The organism is Mesorhizobium sp. L2C084A000 (genome assembly GCF_000502875.1).
Taxonomy (GTDB): Bacteria; Pseudomonadota; Alphaproteobacteria; order Rhizobiales; family Rhizobiaceae; genus Mesorhizobium.
This window is the reverse complement of the sequence record NZ_AYWX01000001.1, coordinates 865,814-884,871: the sequence shown is the minus strand read 5'-3', so window position 1 is coordinate 884,871 and position 19,058 is coordinate 865,814. Positions and strand designations below refer to the sequence as shown.

Here is a 19,058-nt window from a genome sequence, read left to right as displayed (position 1 = left end):
GACGACGACCAGCAATCCTTGTAACTCGGACCGCGATTGATTGAGGGAACATGACCGAAATTCGCCTCGCAACTGTGCTACGTGGCGCGTCGCCTTTCAAAGAAGGCAACGTCAACGACACCTATCGTGGACAAATTCTTCTTGAGGGCGGAAATGTGAGGCAAGCGGTTATCAAGGATCTCGATTTGATCCAATTGTGCAACGAACTGCTGGCTTTCTCCCTCGCACGGCACGTTGGCCTACCAATTCCGGAGGCTTTTATTGGACGCGTCCGTCCAGGCGTGCTTGCCGTGTCGAAGGCCCCGGCTCTGCCGGACGGGTCGCGCCTTGTTTTTGTCAGCACAAACGTGAAGGTGCCTAACCTGACGTTCCGGTTGACGGGCGCGGATATCGCCGGCCAGCAAGCACTTCTTGCCGAAGTTGCAAAGTGGGCCGACCTCGGGCGGCTCTACGCGTTCGACGCGTGGATCGCCAACGTCGACCGCCACTGCGGAAATCTTCTATTTGGCAGTTCTGGCGACGCGTGGATCATCGACCACGGACATGGTTTCTCCGGACCAGCGTGGAGCGCGGCCGATCTTGACCCGGCGAAGGATTTCAAGAACCGATTGGAAGACTGGATGACGCCGATATTGTCTGCAGCCCAACGAACCGCACGAAAGCAGGAGGCGACCGCGTTGGAGGCTTCTATTGCCGGTTTCGATGCAACCGAAGTCTCGACATCAAGTCGCGTGGCGGACCTATTGCCGGCAGATAGCGTCAATGCTGTGAAGGCCTTTATTGAGGGCCGCGTCGGTAAAATCACCCCTGAAGCAAGCAAGGCTCTTGGCGTCCCGGTGATCGTATGAACAGTTTCGACATTCGCAATTTTCCGTCATTGGAACGTAGAGTCCAAGCGCATTGGGCGCCGATTCTGCTGGAGCCGATTTCGGGCTCTTTCGAGCGTCTAGTTGTCGGCGTCGCAGCCGCAAATGCTGATGGGTTCCATCTGGAAATCGCGAATGCCTTGTATAGGCTGAATTGCCTCTATGGCGACGAAGCCGGAGCGGCCGTGAAGGCCATTGCGTTGGCAGCTGACTATCTAAGACGCGACCTGTCGCAGCGGTCCGTCAATGCGTTGCTGACACCCGACCCGCCGTTGTCAGGTATACTGTTCGGCCCTTGCCAAGAGGGTGAGGGCGTGAGCCTGGAGGCGCTCGCGCAAAGCTGGATGCTGGCCCTTTCATCACTCTATGTTCCGCCTGGAACAGGACTAGTCAAAATCCCAGAGGAGACGGTCGACCTCGTTGCCGCCTCGGAGAACGGTGGCAGCGGCGACCGATTGCCATTCCTCGTTTGCGATTACGTGAAAGGGCATCGGGAAGGATATGGCGGGTATTTCAGCGCGGACCTTCGGCAAGGCCGAGCGCGGCGAACGAAAGGCGGTAGCCACCGGATAGTGATTGATTTCGCTGGTCCGAAATTGGTGGCCAATTTTGGAACGCTACGAGCGCACGCTATCACACAATCTGTCTATCTCATCAAACGACGGCTGTGGGACTTGAAGGTTGATCGAGATCGCGAGCCCGCCGTTGCATTTGCGCGGGCGCACGAGATGATACTTCATCGTCCTCCGCAGAATGATCCTCAAGTCACGCAGCAGCAACAGGACACCATCGCAGAGGCGCTACACGCCCTTGAAGCTCAGGCGGACCAAGAAGAACTCCGACTTCTCGCGATGGATAGCGTGCCTGCGATTGGTGAACGCATCATTTCTTATGACGCGGCCGCATGAATGGACGCTGCCTTGGTCAGGTCATGAGGTAGCGGATGATCGTCCAGAATTCTTTTACGGTTTTAGCTCGCTCTATTGGCTGCGCGCTCTAACGCCACCGACAACCACCGTCGGGCTTGGTTGAAGAGGAAGTCACTGCACCTTCTAATGAGGTCCTAAACCTCCGGCCCAAGCCGCGCGCCTCTATCTCGGATGCGCCCAAAGTGTAGATACTGCCAGAAAAGCCTGTTGGCGAATGTCACAGAAAGCATTACGCCATGTCGATGATGAAATAATCCATATGTCGATCGCTATAATTCTAAACTTGAAGCGCATAAATGCTGTGAGATAGGAAGAAGATCGATGAAGAAACATAAAGAAAATAAACCTTACTCTGAAACTAGGCTAGCTAGATACGTAGAAAGGCGCATTCTCGAACTGAAGTCGCGAAAGACTCAGTCGCTCATATCGAGCGAAGCCGGCTTCGCCCAACACAACATGCTCACTAACATCAAGGCCGGCAACAGCAAGCTACCACTCGACCGCGTCCCAGCCTTAGCTAAAGCGCTGGAGTGCGATCCTGCACTTTTGTTTATGATGGCAGTCGAGCAGCTCAGCGGGGACACGACAGAATTGGCGATCCGGAAGATCTTCGGGACCCTCGTGACTGAAAACGAGACCGCATGGTTGGAGGAAATCCGAAAGGCGTCCGACTATTCGGATCCGAGCCTCACATCCAGGTCGAGGGCGTCTCTTCGCGGGATCGTTGGCAAATGAGCGGGGCTGAAGACGGCGTCTTCGTAGTCGGTTTCCAAAAGCGTATTTCAGAAAGAGCCCTCACATCGAATGAACGTGAGTGGATCGAATTCATCCGGCTCGCGAGTGGGGACACCGACCCGCCTCCGACACTCGAGCGTGTGCAGAGCCTAAGACGGATCTTCTAATCCTAAATCGAGTTCTCCACCCGAGCGTCCATCTCGATTCAATGAGCTTTTGCGGATTGACGATGTCAGATAGCGACCACTCGAAACCGAACCCACCGAGCACATTTTCCTTCGATCTTGTGTTGCAGCACATGCGTATTCATCACCCGGGCTGCCCAAAGAAGACGTGCCTCACGATAGCAGCGAGGGTTAGCGCAAGAGACTGGAACGGACACAAGCTTGGCACGGCGGTTGGTCTCGAATTGCAGAAACACGTCCGCCATTCTCTCACCGACTATGACGAGCTTATTCGCGCCAAAATGATGACACGAGACGAAGCGCGGGCCTTCGTTGCCAAACAGATCGCTGACATTCTTCGGGCATGGCGCGAGCCAGCGATCAAACTGCGCTTGGCGCGACTGCCACGTGATGCTTGAGCGGGTCGGGCTCGCGGGCCAGATTGCATTCAATCGGCGCGGCGGGATCGTTGTGCGGTGAAACGGTCGATCCGTTTCTTCCGGCCGGAAATAAATTCGATAAGACGGTTGGTCTCGAAGCTACGCACGACGAATGATGGGGCGGACGTCAGGTCGGCTTTGGTGATGTCCAGCATGCGCAAAGCACTAAGTGCCAAAGATGCATTGAAACTCGTATTTGCGCCAATCCTGCCGAAATACATGTGAAGGAGGTCGCCCTGTTCTCCGATCCCGCGCAGCTCATACAAATCGAGCAGCTCACCGGCAGAGCTCCGGAGAGGCCTAATGACGCTTGTGGCTCGCAGTTTGATTGGTCCTTGCTGGGAGCGGGGATTGTCGGTGCATCCGTGCTTCTCCCAAGGCCAGCCTAGATCGTTGAAGAATACTCGGCCACCATGGGGACTCTGGTAGTAGAACACTCGCTCACCGCACACGGGGCAGTCCGCGTTTGGGTTGACATAGGAGATAGTCGTTACGAAGGCGTGTGCCACTGTCCCGCGAGATCCAGTGCGAGGGCCAGAGCACCCGCCGCCGTTTCGATGAATAGGCGTTCGCCTACCGTTGAAATAGCGGAATTCGATCTCCTCGCCGCAAGTATTACAAGTCGGCATGTCCTCTCCAAGGTAACCTGCTTCTATCCGGTCAATCGGCAGTATGCATCCGTTCAGAACCTTGTCCGGCCTTTGTGATTGATAGACTAGTCGAAGCCTCTGGCCGCGAGCGTGTATGCGGCAATCGCAAGTGGCATGACGCCCAATCGCGAATTGCGCGGGCGTTAATGAGATAGATCGGAAGAAGGCTCGAACAGAATGCTCGCCGAAGCAACTCCTCATCACAACTGACCGAATTATAGGCGACCGTGGGCGCGGGAGACCAAGCCGTCAAGACCTCATGAATTCGCCCGCACATCTTGTGGTGCGAGGGGATCTGCAAGTCGAACAGCTGATCTACACGCACGCCAGTGACCACCATCGCGTCTGGCGATGGGACAGTGTGTGGGAGCAGCCGACAGCGGATCTCAAAGCTGTCGATCACATTCAAATCGTCGTCGGTCAGAGCCGCCGCGAACTGCAGTATCTGATCGAAGGACCGATCAGCGCCGGTCGTTTCTGTGTCGTAGAAGATAAAAGGCATATGCCGCCCGTCCTGGCCAACTATGCAAAAAGCTTCGCCCATGAAGCAAGTTGGAATGCATCGGAGGGGGGCATTCATATCGGATTAGACCAGTGTGCCGTTGTCCGCGGTTGTCGAACAGAACGTTATTTGGCGGTTCTAGACGCTCTGTGCCTACGTGCGTGCCAATTCCTGCTGGGCTCCCATCGCGAGGACCTGCGCTCCCGAAACGCCAGGAACCAACCGACATATCTTCGTGGGAGAAACGCCCCAGACACGAAGTCCTAGGAATGCCACGGTCCATCTATCCGGATGCCTTCTGGCGCCACCAAGATTGTGGAAACGGAAGCGCCTCACCCCATGGGTTACACGAACGCGCGCATATGGTCTGCGTTCTGATGGCATACGGGCATTTGACGCTAAATTGATCAGCCTTCCCGGGAACTGGAAGTCTCCTGACCAGACATCGGCGGGTGCAGCGACAAGCCGCTTTCGACGGTGCGCATGGTCCTATCGCGCCAATCCAATATTCGGGCTATTGTTGTCGCGGCGTCATGTCCGAGCGTTTGCGGTCCAGAACGCTATGACTTCGGGAAACGCATTGCGATGGCCTTGGCGCAATGCCTCCACCGCTCGTCTGTCCCCACGCCATCGGTTATGGTGGACCTATTGCGGCACGCTAAGACGTGTCTCGACCCGCTGCTCCTAAAACGGCCAAGGTCGCTAAACCTCACGGATAATTTACCCCGAGCTATACCGGCCGAGCTGATCTGGCGGCCGTTCCAGCGGCGGCCAGTTAAAACTCGAACGATCGTCACGAAACAATCCGGACACTGCGTGCGGCGACGTCTGACGCGCGCTTTCATCGCCGCCTGGAATCCTCGCTACGCCAATTATGCCCGCGCCCACGGCAGAACGCCGGCGGAACAGGTCGATCAGGACTCCAAGGCTTGGCCCGGCGGCCACATGACTGGCTTCGTGCTGTGGAACACCTTCCGCCTGCGCAAGGCCGCCAAGGATCCCGCAGGTCTTCTTTATGGGCAACATCGTCGACCACGCAGCCTATGACGCCTGGCTGAAGCAATGGGTCGATAGGAAAGCCGGGGCGCTTTAATCGGTTAACAAGGATTAAAGCGCACCGCCCGTCGTCACGCCAAAACGTTCGTTTTTAGAAAGCGGGTTCACCATGGTTCGTCCTCCGGATTGATCCGCTTCTTTTCCGCAGCCTGTAGTTCCGGGGATTCGGATTTCTGGACACTATACACGTAGAAAGCCAGCGGGATGCAGAGGTAGGCCGCGCCTGCAGCAATGTTCCATCCCAATAAAGGGTTAGTAAATGTAGCAATTATAGTAATCAGGATAAGGATAAAATTGGCCCAAAACCAAATACTAACTTTATAGGACAGCCAGCCCGTCAACCCGCCTACCACAATAGCCGGCAGCATAGCCCCGAATCCGTAGGTCAATTTCAGGCCAATAGTTTGCCGCAATTCGCGGGGCATCAACCACAGAATCGCTACTAGAGCGACCGCTCCTGCGATGGCGATCCGCCTGCCGGGGTGTTCGGAAAACATTACGCTAAGCTCCAATCGATTGCGGTAGGCGTATATAGAAACCAGCGGTGGCCGGCGACAGTCAAGGGGCCAGATCGTTCAATCGAAGCGGCCGTGAAAAGATGATGCCCTTTCCCACGGCCGAGGAGATCATCGAAGGCGTGGTCTATTGCAGCGGCTGCGGAAAGAAGCACGCCATCGACGCGCAGAAGGCGGTCGTGTTGATCAAGAACAACACCGGCAGGCAGGGCATCGGTTTCCGTTCCTATCCGATATGACCTGCCAGGAAAGAGCCGGCATTGCGTCGGCTCTTTCCTTTGCGTAAGACAGCCCATGGTTAACCAGGGGAGCACACGATGGGCGCGAGCCGACAAGAGATACTGAAAATTCTTTCAACCGCGCTCGCTAAGCAATTTGCCGATCACGACATTGCAGAGACGCGTGACGGTGTCTTCTTCCGCGTCGATGATATGGTCTACCACATAGACGCCCACTCGATCGACGCGGTCGACAAAGCGGAAGATGGTCTCGAGGCCGCCAAGGCGTTCATGGCGACGAAAGGCCCATTGAAACCTAAGCCACCTACCAAAAAGATAGATCCGCAGCGTGCAGTGGCTAGGGCCGCCGTCGGCGCTGTCCAGTCACTCGGTGCGAAACCTGGAAGACGCACACCACCACGGGGCTGACCATGACACCAGCATCAGTGCGTAAAGCCGTCGTAACGTTGCTCCAAACCCACGCGCCGAAATACGAACTCAGCGTCGGCACGGATATCATGGTCTTCGACCCGGAATACCCAGACAACCCGCACCATGCCGTCGCTATCTCATTTGCCACAGGCCATGCTGTGATTGAGGCCAGCAAGCGCAAGCGCAAAACAGCCGCCGGCGCCAGGCGCATCCGTAATCGACTTGGCTGATGATCACCATTCTCATCTGCGGCAGCGAACCGCCCAAGATACAGCAGCTCGGTCCGTTCCCCAGCGAGGAGATATGCACCAACCTAGGCAAGTTGATGTATCAGACCCTCCAGCGCACCAAAACGGACCAAGGGCCGATCTTCACCTTCAGCTCCGCACAGAGCGCCTGATCGATCCCTTGGGCGCCGGATCCCACGGGTTGTCACCAGGCCCGACAGGTCAACCATTCCCTAGGCCAGGTCCACTCCCAGCCAGGCCACGGTTTCCGGCGATGTAAACTACTTCCTGTAAAGTCATCATCCGCAACATGACAACTGGTTTACCCTAAGTTTCCACTAAGTTGCAAAACCGACGCCCGAATTTATTTTCGCACTCCGGCAACCAAAGCGAACGCACCCTAAATCTGACAGGCAAGCTCACCAGCAGCAGCCAACACACTCCAGCGACAAACAGACAGCGGCCAGAGAACGGATAGCGCTCAGCGAGCTCCCCTGACAGAAGCAGCACCAAAGAGCCCAATCACCCGCAAAGCTAAAAGGCCCAAGGCTAAAAAGCTATTCAACGACAACCACCAGCGATCACCTGAACCGGGTAAACGCTTCCCCCATATGAAGGCCCAACCGAGCCATCGCGTAGAGACGAGCACACACAGGGCGCGCTTAAAGACCAAGGAGCACCGGCGCCAGTGTGGGTGAGCGAATTGATCGGTGGTCAGGAACTCAATAGTTGATTGGTTGAATCCGCGCCTTGGTTGCCGACGGCCTTCTGGGATTTCCCTCGGCGCGCCCAACCCATGAGTAACCGAACGGATCAGTCGGCCGCACCTAAGATGTCGGTCCCATCATTTTTGCTTCAAGAAAGCGACACCCACAACGAACAGGCCGGACGATCTTTGCTATAACCCTTACCAGAATTAAAAAGACCGGACCGCCAACCCCTGCGTCTTGTCGCCCGACTGCTGACGCCGATCGCCCGGCAGGACTACGAGCAGTTCGGTTTGTCGAAGGAGCTTTCCTCCGTAAAGGGTAGTGTGCTGAGAGTTCTGCAAATTCGCTGAGAGAGGGCGGTCATGGCAGGCTGGTGATGTTCAACGTCACCGATTCCCTGGAAGGAACGCCACCATGACCAAGACAGAAGGTAAATCGACCAGCGCTGCCGTCAAAGACATTCTGCTTTCGAACCCGGAGGGGCTGCACGAAGTGATCCGTGCNGAAGGAACGCCACCATGACCAAGACAGAAGGTAAATCGACCAGCGCTGCCGTCAAAGACATTCTGCTTTCGAACCCGGAGGGGCTGCACGAAGTGATCCGTGCAGTAATGCAGGAGGTTCTCGAGGCCGAGATGGAGGAGGCGCTGGGTGCTTCGAAGGGCGAACGGACGCCCGAGCGCCTTGGGTATCGCTCGGGTTACTACGGCCGCACCCGGGTCACCCGGGTCGGCAAGCTTGAGCTGCGGGTTCCGCAGGACCGGGCCGGTCGTTTCTCCACCGAGCTGTTCGAGCGCTACCAGCGTTCCGAGCGGGCCTTGGTGGCCACGCTTGCGGAGATGTATGTGCAGGGCGTGTCGACCCGGAAGGTCAAGGCGATCACGGAAGAGCTGTGCGGTCATGCCTTCTCGGCTTCGTCGATCTCGGCCATCAACAAGCGCTTGGACGAGAGCCTGAAGGCGTTTGCCGAACGACCGCTTCAGGAGCCATTCCCCTACCTCATTCTCGATGCCCGCTACGAGAAAGTGCGCGAAGCCGGCATCGTGATGAGCCAGGCGGTGCTGATCGCGGTCGGCATCGACTGGGACGGGCGCCGGCAGATCCTGGCCGTGGAGATGGCCAATCGCGAGAGCCGCTCGGCCTGGAAGGACTTCCTCGTCGGCTTGAAACGACGCGGCCTCAAGGGCGTCGAACTGGCCGTGTCCGACGACCATGCCGGCCTGGTCGCGGCGATCGGCGAGGTGATCCCGGAAGCCGCATGGCAGCGCTGCTACGTCCACTTCCTCAGGAACGCGCTCGATCACCTGCCCAGGAAGCACGGCGACGATTGCCTGCAGGAACTGCGCTGGCTCTACGACCGGCGCGATCTCGCCGAGGCCAAGGCCGATCTCGCCGCATGGCTGTCCAAATGGTCCGCCCGCTACCCGCGACTGACCACCTGGGCGGAAGAAGCTATAGAACAGACGCTGACTTTCTTCCGGCTGCCGCGTCAGCATCACAAGCACCTAAAGTCCACCAACATGCTCGAACGGCTCAACGAGGAAATCCGCCGGCGCACCTATGTCGTGCGCATCTTCCCAAACGCCGAAAGCTGCCTGCGCCTCGTTAGGGCGCTCGCCGTCGAGATCAACGAAAACTGGATGGAGGCCAACCGATACATCAACATGGACGACCTGCGCGAGCACAAGAAGCTCGCTCTACGCCAAGCCACATGACCAGCTTCATGATCGCCCATTTTGCAGAACTTGACGCACACAACCCCGTAAAGCCGCGTCGGGCTTCTGTGGTGCCAGACAGCGGTTGTCTCAGAACGCAATCCAGAACCCCGGTCTTAATGTCTAGCCGACGGTTCAAGTCCGTGGCGGTTGAACTTCAAATACGAAACGATTTCGCATTTGGCCGGCCGATTGCGAAGGTCGAACCAGCACTTTCCCCCAGGCTTGAGACGGGCAGGTAGCTTCACGCTTTTTCTAACAAGCTCGGCAGGAAGAGACCTGCCGGCAATCCGAAGTGACGTTGTCACGCTTAGGAGGAGCTCCCGTTCCTATGTCGGCGAGAGCAAGCGAACCTCCCTTCGTTTTCGAGTATTGACATTTAACAGTTAAATGTTAAATTGATGGCATCGAACGAAACGGAGCCCACTATGGCTAAAACAGCAGCCGAATATCAGCGAGCCTACCGCGAGCGGAAAGCCGAGCTTGCAAAACAGGCAGGTGATCCGACCGACAAAATCGCCAAGCAACCCTTCAACGAATATCTGCCCAGCGACCGCAATTGGCCTGTGATCGAGGAAGTGCTCGACTATGTCGGCATCACTCCGCCCGCCTTTGATGCCGACGACGACGAGCAGTGGCGCGAAGAGTGGGGCGAGCCCTATCGCGCCTCGATCGGCCGGGCGGAGCGCATGGTTGGTGCTTTCCTCGATGCCGCTTCCGGTCTTGCAGACGCAATCAACCGATACAAACGGAAAGAGATCGAGCGGGCGATCGCCGACCTGGAAGCAGCAGACATGACTGCGCCTGCAGTCAAGAAAAAGGCGCTCGCTGAAATCGTGCGCCTCAATCGAATGCGCGACCAGCTGGACAAGCAAGTGCGCTGGTCGCTCCCACAATGGAAAACAACAGGAGAAAATTAATATGACTGCACACGCTTCAAAAGCCATCGACGCGGAAGTTGACGATCTCGACCTAAGCCACGCCGGCGATGGTCTTGAGCGCCTTAACAACGAGGCCACGGAGGCTGACACCCGCATAGCGGGCAATGCGGTGCCATTGGTGTTATCGGTCGGGAAGAGCTTTTACAGCGAGCTCGATCCGGCGATTGCCAAGCTGGCTGAGGAAGCGGCCGGCCGTATTCACGGCCAAAGGGAAAGCGTCAGCCGCAATATCGTTGAGATCGGCAAGGAACTGGAGTCGATAAAAGTCAAACTCGGCCACGGCATGTTCGGCAAGTGGATTCAGGCTGAATTCGAAATGACCGCGAAAACCGCCCAAACTTACATGAACGTGGCCCGTATGGTTGAGGAGAGTGGGTCCGTCCTGAATCTTAATCTGTCCGACACTGCCTTGCAGCTTCTGGCGGCACCGAATGCAGACTCCGTGCGCGACGAACTCACCAAGACCATTGCCCTCGACATCAAAGCAGGTAAGCCAACCCCGAAGCCGAAGCGTGTCAAGGAGATGATTGCTATAGCTACCGGCAAGGTCACAGCACCAACAAGGGTGTCAGAAATCGGCACGGCCACCACGCCAGCGAAAGCTATGCCCGCTTCGATCACTCCATCGTTCGTCGGCACGTCAACCACGCCAATCGCGGAGGCACCCCAAGCGCATTCGGCGACTACACCGACTGCGTCGGTGGCCGCCAAGGCACAAACAACTCTGCCGTCTGCAACGCCCGAACAGGTCGACACGGCTGCCAGGTTGATGAAGATGCTGACAAAAGTTCTGCCGAAATTCGCCAAACTCTATGATACTGCCGGCCACGAGGTGTTCAAGAAGGCCATGGCCGAAGCGTTGAAACAGGCGGTGTTTCAACCTGCACCTGAACAGCAGGCGGCATAAGTCGGCCTTAAGCGTCGCGACGCCTAACCGACCGGCGGCATTCGATGGTGGTCTCCGTCCAGGGCTCCAATCTCAAGAACACTTTGGATGAGCATATCTAATCGGGATCGTATGGGTCTGCTCAGATCTATTCACTAACTCACCAGGAGGCACTTCCATGAGAACGAAACAGTCGAAGTGGAAGCAGGCCATCTCATACAGGAGAGTCTCGACAGAGGAGCAAGGTCGGCATGGGATCGGGCTTGATGGACAGAAAGCCGCGATAGACACATATGCGCAGCTCGACAGGCTCAGGATCTCCGGCTCCTTTCACGACGTCGGCACAGGCCGGGGAGAAAACAACTTGTTGGATCGTCCGGGGCTGATGATGGCATTGGAGGTAGCCAAGGCGACAGGGCGCCCCATCATTGCATCTGGGCTAGACCGCATCTCACGTCATGCCCAGACGTTAGATCAGATCGTAAAGGAGTATCAGGTCACGATTATCTCCGCCAATGACGGAGAGATACGCAATGCCGTTCTGCTGGCGAGCAAGGCTGCTCAGGCCGAGCGTCAAGGTGACCTGATTTCTGAGAGGACCAAGCACGCACTCGCTGTGAAGAAGGCGCAGGGTATTTCTCTTGGCAATCGGCGTAACCTCGCTGAAGCCCAACGGTTAGGCGTTCTGCGAAAGCAGGAAGTGGCCGAGCAGAAGGTCAGGGAAATCGCGTCCATTCTGAAGGCACTGAGCGATGAGAAAAGCGCCCGCGAGCTGGTCGCCATTCTGAACGAACGTGGAATCCGCACCAGCCGCAATCTGCCCTGGACCGTCTCTGGACTCCGGAGACCGCTGAGATCTGCCAAGAAACTCGTAAGACGCGAATCTCAGCAGGCTGAGTCACCAGCGTATGATCAAAATCCAGTATTCGGGTCATTCTGAACCGACTGGTTTCCTGGGCGACAATTCCTATTTCCTGCCTGCAGTTCCGCCAAGGCCGCCTGGAGCTCAATCCTCAAGCGCCTTGAACACCGCGTCCGCAACATCGCGGTAAAACTCGATAGAAATCTTCGTCCATAGGTCGTCCGGAAGGTCGTTCAGCTGCCTCCGTGCCGCCACCGGCAGCAGTAGCGTTCCAGCCTGCTTCTCGACGGCGAGCTCCGCGATCCGGATAACATTGGACAATGGTTCGAGTGAGCCGCCGAGAGCGAGGGCGCCAACGATGATGGTTGATCCGCGTGTGTTCTTGCCGAGCATGGCACCACTCAAGGCCACAAGCGCTGGAATGCCGAGGAGCGTCCCGGATTTGTCTGCGTCCATCGCTCGCAGTTGCACAGTGAACTCGTGCGCGCGGGGGTCCCGATCTCCCACCAGGCTGCGTGCTTGCGAATAGAGGTTTTGTTCGGCGACCTTGACGCTCTCACGGAATGCAGGCGGCGTCGGGTGGTTCAGAATGCGAACGCCCGACCCGGGCTGGGCGGTGACTTCAATTCGGTAGAGCCCTGGTCCCGTCTCGCCACCGGGGCTGATGCCCCAGACCTGGCCGGGCGGCAGTGGCTCGGCGTCTATCGCCTCGTCGGAATGGAGTTCCGGCGTCGCGACGAACTGCTCAATGCCGTCTAGCCCGACGGTGTAACTGAAGAGCGTATTCTTGAACTCGCTCTTGAAGACGCGCTTCTGCTGCTCCTTCACACGCCGCCGGCTCTCAAGTGCAAGGCGCACTATCCATTCGAGGTCCTCATCCGGGACTGGCTCCGACGGATCCGGGTGCAAAAGCTTTACGACGCCGCTGACTGTTTTGCGCACTGCCTCTATGTCCCGGCCGGAAAGCGCGCCGCCAAAATGGATGCGCCCATCGAGCACACTCGCGCGCGACGTCGTGCGCATCCGCGTCCAGCACTCCGAAAGGAGATCAGAGACAAGGCCAAAGTGATCGGTCAAGTGCTTGCGAGGGTCGAGCTTGGGATAGTCCCAGCCGGGCGCATACGCGTGCAGGCGGTCCATAAACGCGGTATCATCGCGCATCTCGGGCGGGAGGGGCGAAAGCAAATGCCCGGTGCGCTGGGCCTGATCGAGATCTACGTCAAGGTTCCCTACGAGCACTATGCCGCCCTCGGCGCGGATCGAATCCTTGCCGCGTGAGAACTCGCCGGACGCCATGTAGCCCTTCATGATGTTCACGCCATCCTTCGAATCGAAGGACACACCTGCGACCTCATCGAAGCAGACGACATCGTATTGGCAGACGAGCCCGCGTTGGCCGCTCGCCATGTTGACGAACATCCGAGCGACTGTCGCCTTACCTCCGGAAATAAGGTGGGCGTAAGGTGAGATCTGCTGAAAGAGGTGGCTCTTGCCGGTTCCTCGGGGGCCAAGTTCGACGAGGTTGTAGTTGCGCTCGATGAAGGGGACCATGCGCAGCAGGGCCACCCGTTTCGCCCGCTCGTCGAAGGCGGACGGCTCAAGGCCAATCGAGCGAAGGAGGAAATCGATCCATACGCTTGTCGATGGGAAAGCGCGGCGCCCAGCGTATAAGAGATTGAGCACATCTGAGCGTGACATCTGGATCGGACGCAGCGCCTCGATGCCAAAGGGCCGCCCGGATTTTTCCTGCGCTATCACGTTGTCGTAGGAGAGCGTTACCTCGGCATAGAATCCGTCGATTAGCATGCGCTCGTTCTCGGCGACCATCTCGTCCGGGATACGCACGTCGCGAAGCGCAAGGCTCGGCAGCTCAGCGACATAGCACGCGTTCTTTGCGTCGAGGCGCGCTCGCACGACGTCGATGAGCCGCACTGAACCCTTGCGGAAGGCCTCCGCCTTGAAGACCTCCTCCTGTCCGGTGCGGACGCAGCGATCCTTCAGTTGCTTCTCGACGATTTGCAGCCCTTCGGCGATCTCGGCGTCGTCCGTCGACGCGCAATAGCGGCCGAGCAGGAATTCCACAACATAGGCCGGAACCGGATAGGCCTTGGCGTAGCGGCGCACGAGATCCTTGCGCACGACAAAGCCTTCGAAGGCGCGCGATCCGATCTCGTCGAGGTTGTCCAGACTCAGGCTCACTTAATTCACTCCAATAGCAGTCTTCTTTGCGTCGACGACCGATCCATGCGCGTCGAGGAGCACGACAACGACGGGCGTCTCTTCGTCGAGGTCTGGGTCGACTCGGAGTTCAATGATCGGCCCTTCGCCACCAACGCGCTCGGCCTCAATGCGGCTCCCTTGATCGCGCTCGGAGTGCCGCACTTCGACGTGATGGTCTGGCGCATCGCGATTGAGTAAAACGGTCAACTTGTAGCGCTTCCAGTTAACGCTCGTGATCTTGACGCGGCCACCGGAGGCCGGAGCTGCGCCAGGCACCTCGCCGACAAGGATGTCTGGCACAACACATTCCTGCAGAGACACCCCCCCGTGAGCGTAAGCTTCCCCAGCCCGAAAGGCGTGGGCACCGGGCGGCACAGCAATGCGCACGTTGGCATCGAAAGTCCAAGGCAGGGTCTTGGCTTCCGGTGCTGAACCGTCCGTCAGGCGTGCAACGCGCGACCAGGCCGTCGCCTCGAGCGTCGAGGAAGCTATTGTCGACTTAGGCAAACCACCAGGCACAAGCAACCAGCCGTGATCGGTTACAACGCGCACGCACGGCCAACCCGCAGAGCGCAGAGCCTGGACACGATTCGCAATAGCTTCGATCTCGTCTTCGATCTGTCCGGCGAGGCGCTCGCCCATCGAATGACCGTCCTTGTCAAGATGGCCGCACTCACTCCAACCGATTGCCTGCGAGGAAGACGGCCCGCGAGTCTCGCCCTTAGCCAGCACGTCAACGCCACGGGCGATCATCGCGGCGACGAGGCAGGCGGTGTCCGCCGGTTTGCCCGAGGAAGTTTCCAGTGGCAGAAACAGATTCGGGCGGCCACTCCCACGGATCGCGGCGGCGACGGGCGTGACCAGCGGCTTCGCGCTCGCTGTTACAGTTGGCACTGGCGCGAGGCGCCAGGAGAAGCTGACACTCTCTGAGGCGGCAAGCCTGTCGAGCAGACGTCGGCCCAAGTCAAGGCGCAGACCGTCGACGAACAGCACGCAGGTGCCGGTCGCAACCACAATCGGCTTCGCCTGCGATCCCGCGCCGCCATCGGATTCGAGCGCGTTGAGAAAGCGGGTTGCTAGAGAATCGACCCAAGGGAGGTAGAGCGCGCGGGCAATTCTGCCAACGATATCCGCATGTGGGCCGCCGGCTGCCAGCGCGTCGATCAGCGCACCATCCGCAGCGTAGCCGCCGTCGGCGTAGGCTTGGGCTAGGCCAGGAACGTCGGAGCCAGCGAGCGGGGCGCGGACCTCCGCGGCCAGGCGCGCGAGCGGCTCGAGCGCTCTGGCAAAAGGCGCCTCGCCCAGCTTTGCCCACCGGATCGTTCGCCGCGGTCCGTGCTCAACTTCTAGGGCCAGGACGCGGGCGATCGCGTCCTGGTGCGGGAGGTCGGCTGCCAGCCGAAGCGCAGCTCCGAGGATCTGCTCCTGAAGCTGGTTGTCGGCGCTTGTGCCTCTGTCAGGCTCAGAGAAGCCGGGAAGCATTGGCTGCTCGGCCCTACGGAGCTCTTCACACACCGCACGATACTGCTCAGGTGCTTCATCGACGCGCGCGAGAACTTTGCGCCAGGCACCCTCTCCCTTCGCGAGACGCTCCACCGCTGCTTGGCGGGCGCCTTTAGCGTCCATTTCGATTCCGAATGTCGCCTTGACGAGACCACGCACGCTCTCCCACGTCTCCGGCGTGCGTCCGGCACGGGCTGAGTTCGGATCGGCGATCCAGGCAAGTAGCGCGCGAACCTCGTCCGGCTCGATCAGGCGCAGGAAATCCTCCGTTGTTAATCGGCGGTTGGGGAAGTCGGAAAGCGGATAGGTGAGCAGCTTCGGGAGTGCCGTCGCAACAGCCTCGTCGGTTCGGGTGTCAGTCGCGACGTCGAGGTTCAAGCCTTGTTCAGAGGAGCGCAGGAAGGAGCCGACGGTCCAGTCGCGCGCTTGGCGACGGTTGCGGAAGATGTCGCCGCGATATTGCAGCTCGGCGAGTGGGCGCAGAAGTTTGGGTAGAGTCTGCGGATGCCTGAGTTCGGCGCTCGACACTCCTGGCAGAAGGAACACGGAGACAGCGCCTGGTGACGGAGAGTCATCGAGCTTGGCGTCGAGGAGACATCGCAGCCAGATTGCCGGGCCGGTGGCAGACGATGGGTCGTATTCGCCGAGTCGATACACTGAGAGCCCGTGCGGGGCCAAGCCTGCGCGTAAGCGATCATAGGCTGCTACGAACTGATTCTCTGGGTCAGGCCAGAGCAGCGCCGCGCGCCAATGTGCGCCGCGCTCGAAAGGAAGAGCAGAGTCATTGAGCGCGGAAGCTAGGCCGTCGAGGAGAGTGGCTTGGCGTGTCACTCGGCTGCTTCCGATTCAGTCGAGGTGGTCGACTTCCTGCGGTCGCGCGCGGCCTGTTTGAAAGGCCGGCTATAGTGGAAGTCGTTATAGCGGCGACCTTTGAACTCAGACCCGCCGGCGAAATCGACGATCTCGACGTCGTGATCTTCTGCCCAAAACCAGGGGTAATCAACCTTATCGCGGTATGGCTCGCCGCCACGGTCTGCGCCTTCGTGCTTCTTCACGCCCGGCGTTACGCGCAAGATACAGGCCTTCTTGGCAGCTTTCCCGCGCGGCCGAGCCGTTAAGAAGGGGCGGATGTTGAGGCGGACTCCGTCGTCGATGTCCGGCTCCCAGCCGATCGGCTGCTGGTGCAAAGCCTTCCAGCGCACGAAGATGTCATAAGGCGGTTTGCCCTCGATGATGGCGGTAAACTCGTTGCGCAGATGCTCGGCGGCGGCTAGGCGATCTTCCGCCGTCGCATCCCCACTCATGACGAGCCTGCGCTGATCCCCGATCCATTGGCCGAGATAGGTATCGCGCAGCTTCTCCAAGAGACGTCGGCCCTCACCATCCGGTGCGCAGAGTTTGTGGCAATTCACGAGCGCGGAGAAGCCCCCTTCAATACCATCCCATATGTGCCAAACGAAAGGCATCTGATGGAATAGCTTACAATGGCCACCGAAGAACCCATCCGCGAGAAAGCTTTCAAGGTCCTTGTCCCAGCCCTCAGCCGCTAGGCATGCGCTCTCGACTCCCTCACGCCAGTCTGCGCCCCAAGCTGCCTTCAGCACACCGCGCACGCGCTCATGGGCGGGGCCTTCACCGTGGAGTGCAGGCAGACAGACGATACCATCCTCGTCTATGACGCCCGCGCGGTCGATCTCGTCCGGCTCCTCGATCGCAGGGCAATCCATGAATGAAGAACCCGTCTGCCTAGGCCAGCGGTAACCAAGCAGGCGCGCTACGGCGGCCTGGAGCGGGTGTGCCGCCAGCCCAAACTGAAGCGACTGCCCTTCGCCATAGGTGGTGTTCGAATTCGCCAACCCACGGGGATGGCCGTCGAAGAGCCATTGGGTCGGATCATTGGAGTAGGGCTTCGGCAGGCCATTCGGGTAACGCTCGGCAGCGACGCCCTGCCAGTGGGAAAGATCGAAGGGGATTTTGTTAAAGTAGCCGTTGCCGATCCCGAAGCTACTGTTCACGCCCTGAACCTGCGAAAGAAATTCATCCGACAGCATAAAGCACCAAATTGCATTCGCATAATCGGGCCTCTTCGGGATGATTGCGGGAGATGATGTGCTGAACAGCTCTCCAGTGTATCGAGTGCTGTAGAAGGGAGCGATTTTCGTCGTAACGATTCCGGAGCGATTCCAGGCATCCCGCCCCCGGATTGCCGCACCGTCGAAACCAGCTTGGACTTGATGCCAGAAAATCACCTGCTCTCGGCCCTTGAAGTCCCCTGTTGCCGAGGGCGTGTTAACAAAAGGCTCTAAGGTTCCCCCCAGTTGCGGGACCTCCCAAAACATGCGCAAAAGGCGAGAGCCATCACCTGGAGACGTGCCTTGAAACGCTCCGGAATATTCGCCTAAGAAGTGAGCGTGCCGGGTATTTGAAAAAGAGATGATCGCTGAAGGAGAAGAGAGTAATTCTTTCGTTGTTATGACGTTCTCTACTTTAACCATTGCCGTAAGTCGTTCCGAGGAATTTGCCCTGTCCGCGTCAATGGCAAATATTTTCTCCCAAGGCTTGGCGAGAACAAAAATATAGAGGCCGACGTTAACAACTTCGCCACTAATGGTCTCAAAAGCGCCCGAGCCAAGCCTCACAATACTCGGTATCCGCATGGATTTCAGAAGGGCCAGACGGAACGCTTCGAACGAAGTTGCATAAGTCCATGCTTGCGGTGCAACGCAGCTTATCGATCCATCGTCAACCACAAGACCACGCATCCGATCGATAAAGCACGTAGCCAGATCGCCCTTGGCCTCGCGATGTATCTTGTCGACGTAGACCTTGAGCTCGCTTTCCATGTCGCGGCGGCCCAGATATGGGACGTTTGTCGCAACCAGTGTAAATCGTCGCGAAAGCAGCTCTGCTGCCTTCGCCAGTCCTTGCGCTGTCACAGCTGCCTCGCGGACTTCAGGATCGCGGTCGGCGCTTTCAAGCACCTTGCCGATGATCGCTGCAAGGTCGTCGAAACCTTCAGAGAAGAGCGTGCCGAAGTCGCCAAGCGCGCGGCGCGGATCAATTAGGGAGCCGAGGATCGGGGCTTGGTCGAAAAGGTCGTAGAGGTGTTCGAGGCCACCGCGGCGGCGGGCGAGGGCCTGCTCCTCCATCGGGTTCCGCGAGCGGCCGAGGAGATCCGCCCGGCCGCCGGCGAAGCCCTCCGCTGCGGCGATCTTCTCGGCGAGACGGACGAACTCCTCCTTTCCCATGCCGAGCGACAGGCCCGAGCAGGCGAGATGCAGGGCGGGTAAAGGGCGCACACCGGCGAGGCGTTTCCATGCGGCGAGGGCCAGGGCAAATGCGGCGATCTGGGTGCAGCGTGGGTCGATCTCCAAGCCGTGGAGGTTGTCCTGCAGGACGGCAACTACCGCAGCTTCGTCGTCGAGGTTCTCCTCCGCCTTGCGCAAAGCGACAAGCATGTCGAGCGCGAACACCAGGAAGTGACCCG

At 58.7% G+C, this 19,058-nt stretch carries 18 protein-coding genes; 13 read left to right on the top strand and 5 right to left on the bottom strand.

Translation table 11 applies throughout. From position 1 onward, the window contains the following. Positions 1 to 50: 50 nt before the first annotated feature. The 4 genes from X735_RS161700 (at position 51) to X735_RS0133565 (ending at position 3,113) form a co-directional block, all read left to right on the top strand. Complete coding sequence (locus X735_RS161700; RefSeq protein ID WP_023809252.1) at positions 51 to 848, top strand: HipA family kinase; 798 nt, start codon at positions 51 to 53, stop codon at positions 846 to 848. Continuing rightward, positions 845 to 1,774, top strand: coding sequence for a hypothetical protein (locus X735_RS161705; protein ID WP_023809251.1), 930 nt, complete (start codon positions 845 to 847; stop codon positions 1,772 to 1,774). Before X735_RS161700 ends, X735_RS161705 begins: the two co-directional genes overlap by 4 nt. A 342-nt stretch (positions 1,775 to 2,116) precedes the next feature. Beyond that, positions 2,117 to 2,530: a hypothetical protein gene (locus X735_RS161710; RefSeq protein WP_023809250.1), complete on the top strand. Its 414-nt coding sequence runs from the start codon at positions 2,117 to 2,119 to the stop codon at positions 2,528 to 2,530. Between the two features lie 229 nt (positions 2,531 to 2,759). Beyond that, a complete protein-coding gene (locus X735_RS0133565) occupies positions 2,760 to 3,113 on the top strand; it encodes a DUF2293 domain-containing protein (RefSeq protein ID WP_196815292.1) in 354 nt (117 codons plus the stop codon). A gap of 29 nt (positions 3,114 to 3,142) precedes the next feature. On the opposite strand, the gene X735_RS1000000168565 is transcribed toward X735_RS0133565, so the two are convergent. Further along, the gene (locus X735_RS1000000168565) at positions 3,143 to 3,400 is read right to left on the bottom strand and encodes a hypothetical protein (RefSeq protein WP_155930544.1); all 258 of its coding nucleotides are present in this window, start codon (positions 3,398 to 3,400) and stop codon (positions 3,143 to 3,145) included. Positions 3,401 to 3,794: 394 nt separating this feature from the next. Next, a complete protein-coding gene (locus X735_RS161715) occupies positions 3,795 to 4,286 on the bottom strand; it encodes an exonuclease domain-containing protein (RefSeq protein ID WP_196815291.1) in 492 nt (163 codons plus the stop codon). Positions 4,287 to 5,102: 816 nt separating this feature from the next. Between X735_RS161715 and X735_RS26115 the strand changes: the two genes are divergently transcribed. Beyond that, a complete protein-coding gene (locus X735_RS26115; protein ID WP_023809245.1) occupies positions 5,103 to 5,333 on the top strand; it encodes a hypothetical protein in 231 nt (76 codons plus the stop codon). A 113-nt stretch (positions 5,334 to 5,446) separates the two neighbouring features. Here the strand turns inward: X735_RS26115 and X735_RS161720 are convergent, their stop codons facing one another. Then, the gene (locus tag X735_RS161720; protein WP_023809244.1) at positions 5,447 to 5,839 is read right to left on the bottom strand and encodes a hypothetical protein; all 393 of its coding nucleotides are present in this window, start codon (positions 5,837 to 5,839) and stop codon (positions 5,447 to 5,449) included. A 101-nt stretch (positions 5,840 to 5,940) separates the two neighbouring features. On the opposite strand from X735_RS161720, the gene X735_RS0133555 reads away from it, so the two are divergent. The 8 genes from X735_RS0133555 to X735_RS161750 all read left to right on the top strand — a co-directional run bounded on the left by X735_RS0133555 (position 5,941) and on the right by X735_RS161750 (position 11,926). Continuing rightward, positions 5,941 to 6,096, top strand: a complete 156-nt coding sequence (locus tag X735_RS0133555; RefSeq protein WP_023809243.1) for a hypothetical protein — start codon at positions 5,941 to 5,943, stop codon at positions 6,094 to 6,096. A 78-nt stretch (positions 6,097 to 6,174) separates the two neighbouring features. Next, positions 6,175 to 6,504, top strand: coding sequence for a hypothetical protein (locus X735_RS161725; protein WP_023809242.1), 330 nt, complete (start codon positions 6,175 to 6,177; stop codon positions 6,502 to 6,504). A gap of 2 nt (positions 6,505 to 6,506) precedes the next feature. Then, positions 6,507 to 6,737, top strand: coding sequence for a hypothetical protein (locus X735_RS161730; protein ID WP_155930542.1), 231 nt, complete (start codon positions 6,507 to 6,509; stop codon positions 6,735 to 6,737). Then, entirely contained in the window at positions 6,737 to 6,907 is a 171-nt protein-coding gene (locus X735_RS1000000168560; RefSeq protein WP_023809240.1) for a hypothetical protein, read from the top strand. The genes X735_RS161730 and X735_RS1000000168560 overlap by 1 nt, the downstream gene beginning before the upstream one ends. 1,055 nt (positions 6,908 to 7,962) lie before the next feature. Next, the gene (locus tag X735_RS161735) at positions 7,963 to 9,159 is read left to right on the top strand and encodes an IS256 family transposase (protein WP_023809239.1); all 1,197 of its coding nucleotides are present in this window, start codon (positions 7,963 to 7,965) and stop codon (positions 9,157 to 9,159) included. Between the two features lie 428 nt (positions 9,160 to 9,587). Further along, on the top strand, positions 9,588 to 10,079 hold the full coding sequence (locus X735_RS161740) for a hypothetical protein (protein ID WP_023809238.1): 492 nt from the start codon (positions 9,588 to 9,590) through the stop codon (positions 10,077 to 10,079). A gap of 1 nt (position 10,080) precedes the next feature. Continuing rightward, a complete protein-coding gene (locus X735_RS161745) occupies positions 10,081 to 11,007 on the top strand; it encodes a DUF3102 domain-containing protein (protein WP_023809237.1) in 927 nt (308 codons plus the stop codon). Between the two features lie 157 nt (positions 11,008 to 11,164). Continuing rightward, a complete protein-coding gene (locus X735_RS161750; protein ID WP_023809236.1) occupies positions 11,165 to 11,926 on the top strand; it encodes a recombinase family protein in 762 nt (253 codons plus the stop codon). A gap of 66 nt (positions 11,927 to 11,992) precedes the next feature. On the opposite strand, the gene brxL is transcribed toward X735_RS161750, so the two are convergent. Then, positions 11,993 to 14,047: a BREX system Lon protease-like protein BrxL gene (gene brxL / locus X735_RS161755; RefSeq protein ID WP_196815290.1), complete on the bottom strand. Its 2,055-nt coding sequence runs from the start codon at positions 14,045 to 14,047 to the stop codon at positions 11,993 to 11,995. Beyond that, positions 14,048 to 16,402: a BREX-1 system phosphatase PglZ type B gene (gene pglZ / locus X735_RS161760; protein ID WP_023809234.1), complete on the bottom strand. Its 2,355-nt coding sequence runs from the start codon at positions 16,400 to 16,402 to the stop codon at positions 14,048 to 14,050. Positions 16,403 to 19,058: the final 2,656 nt, after the last annotated feature.

What these genes read in the sequence shown, in the direction of transcription:
- X735_RS0133565 (WP_196815292.1), top strand. Translation starts at nt 2,760, where the DNA reads ATGTCAGATAGCGACCACTCGAAACCGAACCCACCGAGCACATTTTCC.
- X735_RS161720 (WP_023809244.1), bottom strand. Translation starts at nt 5,839, where the DNA reads ATGTTTTCCGAACACCCCGGCAGGCGGATCGCCATCGCAGGAGCGGTC.
- X735_RS161740 (WP_023809238.1), top strand. Translation starts at nt 9,588, where the DNA reads ATGGCTAAAACAGCAGCCGAATATCAGCGAGCCTACCGCGAGCGGAAA.
- X735_RS161715 (WP_196815291.1), bottom strand. Translation starts at nt 4,286, where the DNA reads ATGCCTTTTATCTTCTACGACACAGAAACGACCGGCGCTGATCGGTCC.
- X735_RS0133555 (WP_023809243.1), top strand. Translation starts at nt 5,941, where the DNA reads ATGATGCCCTTTCCCACGGCCGAGGAGATCATCGAAGGCGTGGTCTAT.
- X735_RS161750 (WP_023809236.1), top strand. Translation starts at nt 11,165, where the DNA reads ATGAGAACGAAACAGTCGAAGTGGAAGCAGGCCATCTCATACAGGAGA.
- X735_RS161705 (WP_023809251.1), top strand. Translation starts at nt 845, where the DNA reads ATGAACAGTTTCGACATTCGCAATTTTCCGTCATTGGAACGTAGAGTC.
- X735_RS161700 (WP_023809252.1), top strand. Translation starts at nt 51, where the DNA reads ATGACCGAAATTCGCCTCGCAACTGTGCTACGTGGCGCGTCGCCTTTC.
- X735_RS161735 (WP_023809239.1), top strand. Translation starts at nt 7,963, where the DNA reads ATGACCAAGACAGAAGGTAAATCGACCAGCGCTGCCGTCAAAGACATT.
- X735_RS161725 (WP_023809242.1), top strand. Translation starts at nt 6,175, where the DNA reads ATGGGCGCGAGCCGACAAGAGATACTGAAAATTCTTTCAACCGCGCTC.
- X735_RS1000000168560 (WP_023809240.1), top strand. Translation starts at nt 6,737, where the DNA reads ATGATCACCATTCTCATCTGCGGCAGCGAACCGCCCAAGATACAGCAG.
- X735_RS161710 (WP_023809250.1), top strand. Translation starts at nt 2,117, where the DNA reads ATGAAGAAACATAAAGAAAATAAACCTTACTCTGAAACTAGGCTAGCT.
- X735_RS161730 (WP_155930542.1), top strand. Translation starts at nt 6,507, where the DNA reads ATGACACCAGCATCAGTGCGTAAAGCCGTCGTAACGTTGCTCCAAACC.
- X735_RS161745 (WP_023809237.1), top strand. Translation starts at nt 10,081, where the DNA reads ATGACTGCACACGCTTCAAAAGCCATCGACGCGGAAGTTGACGATCTC.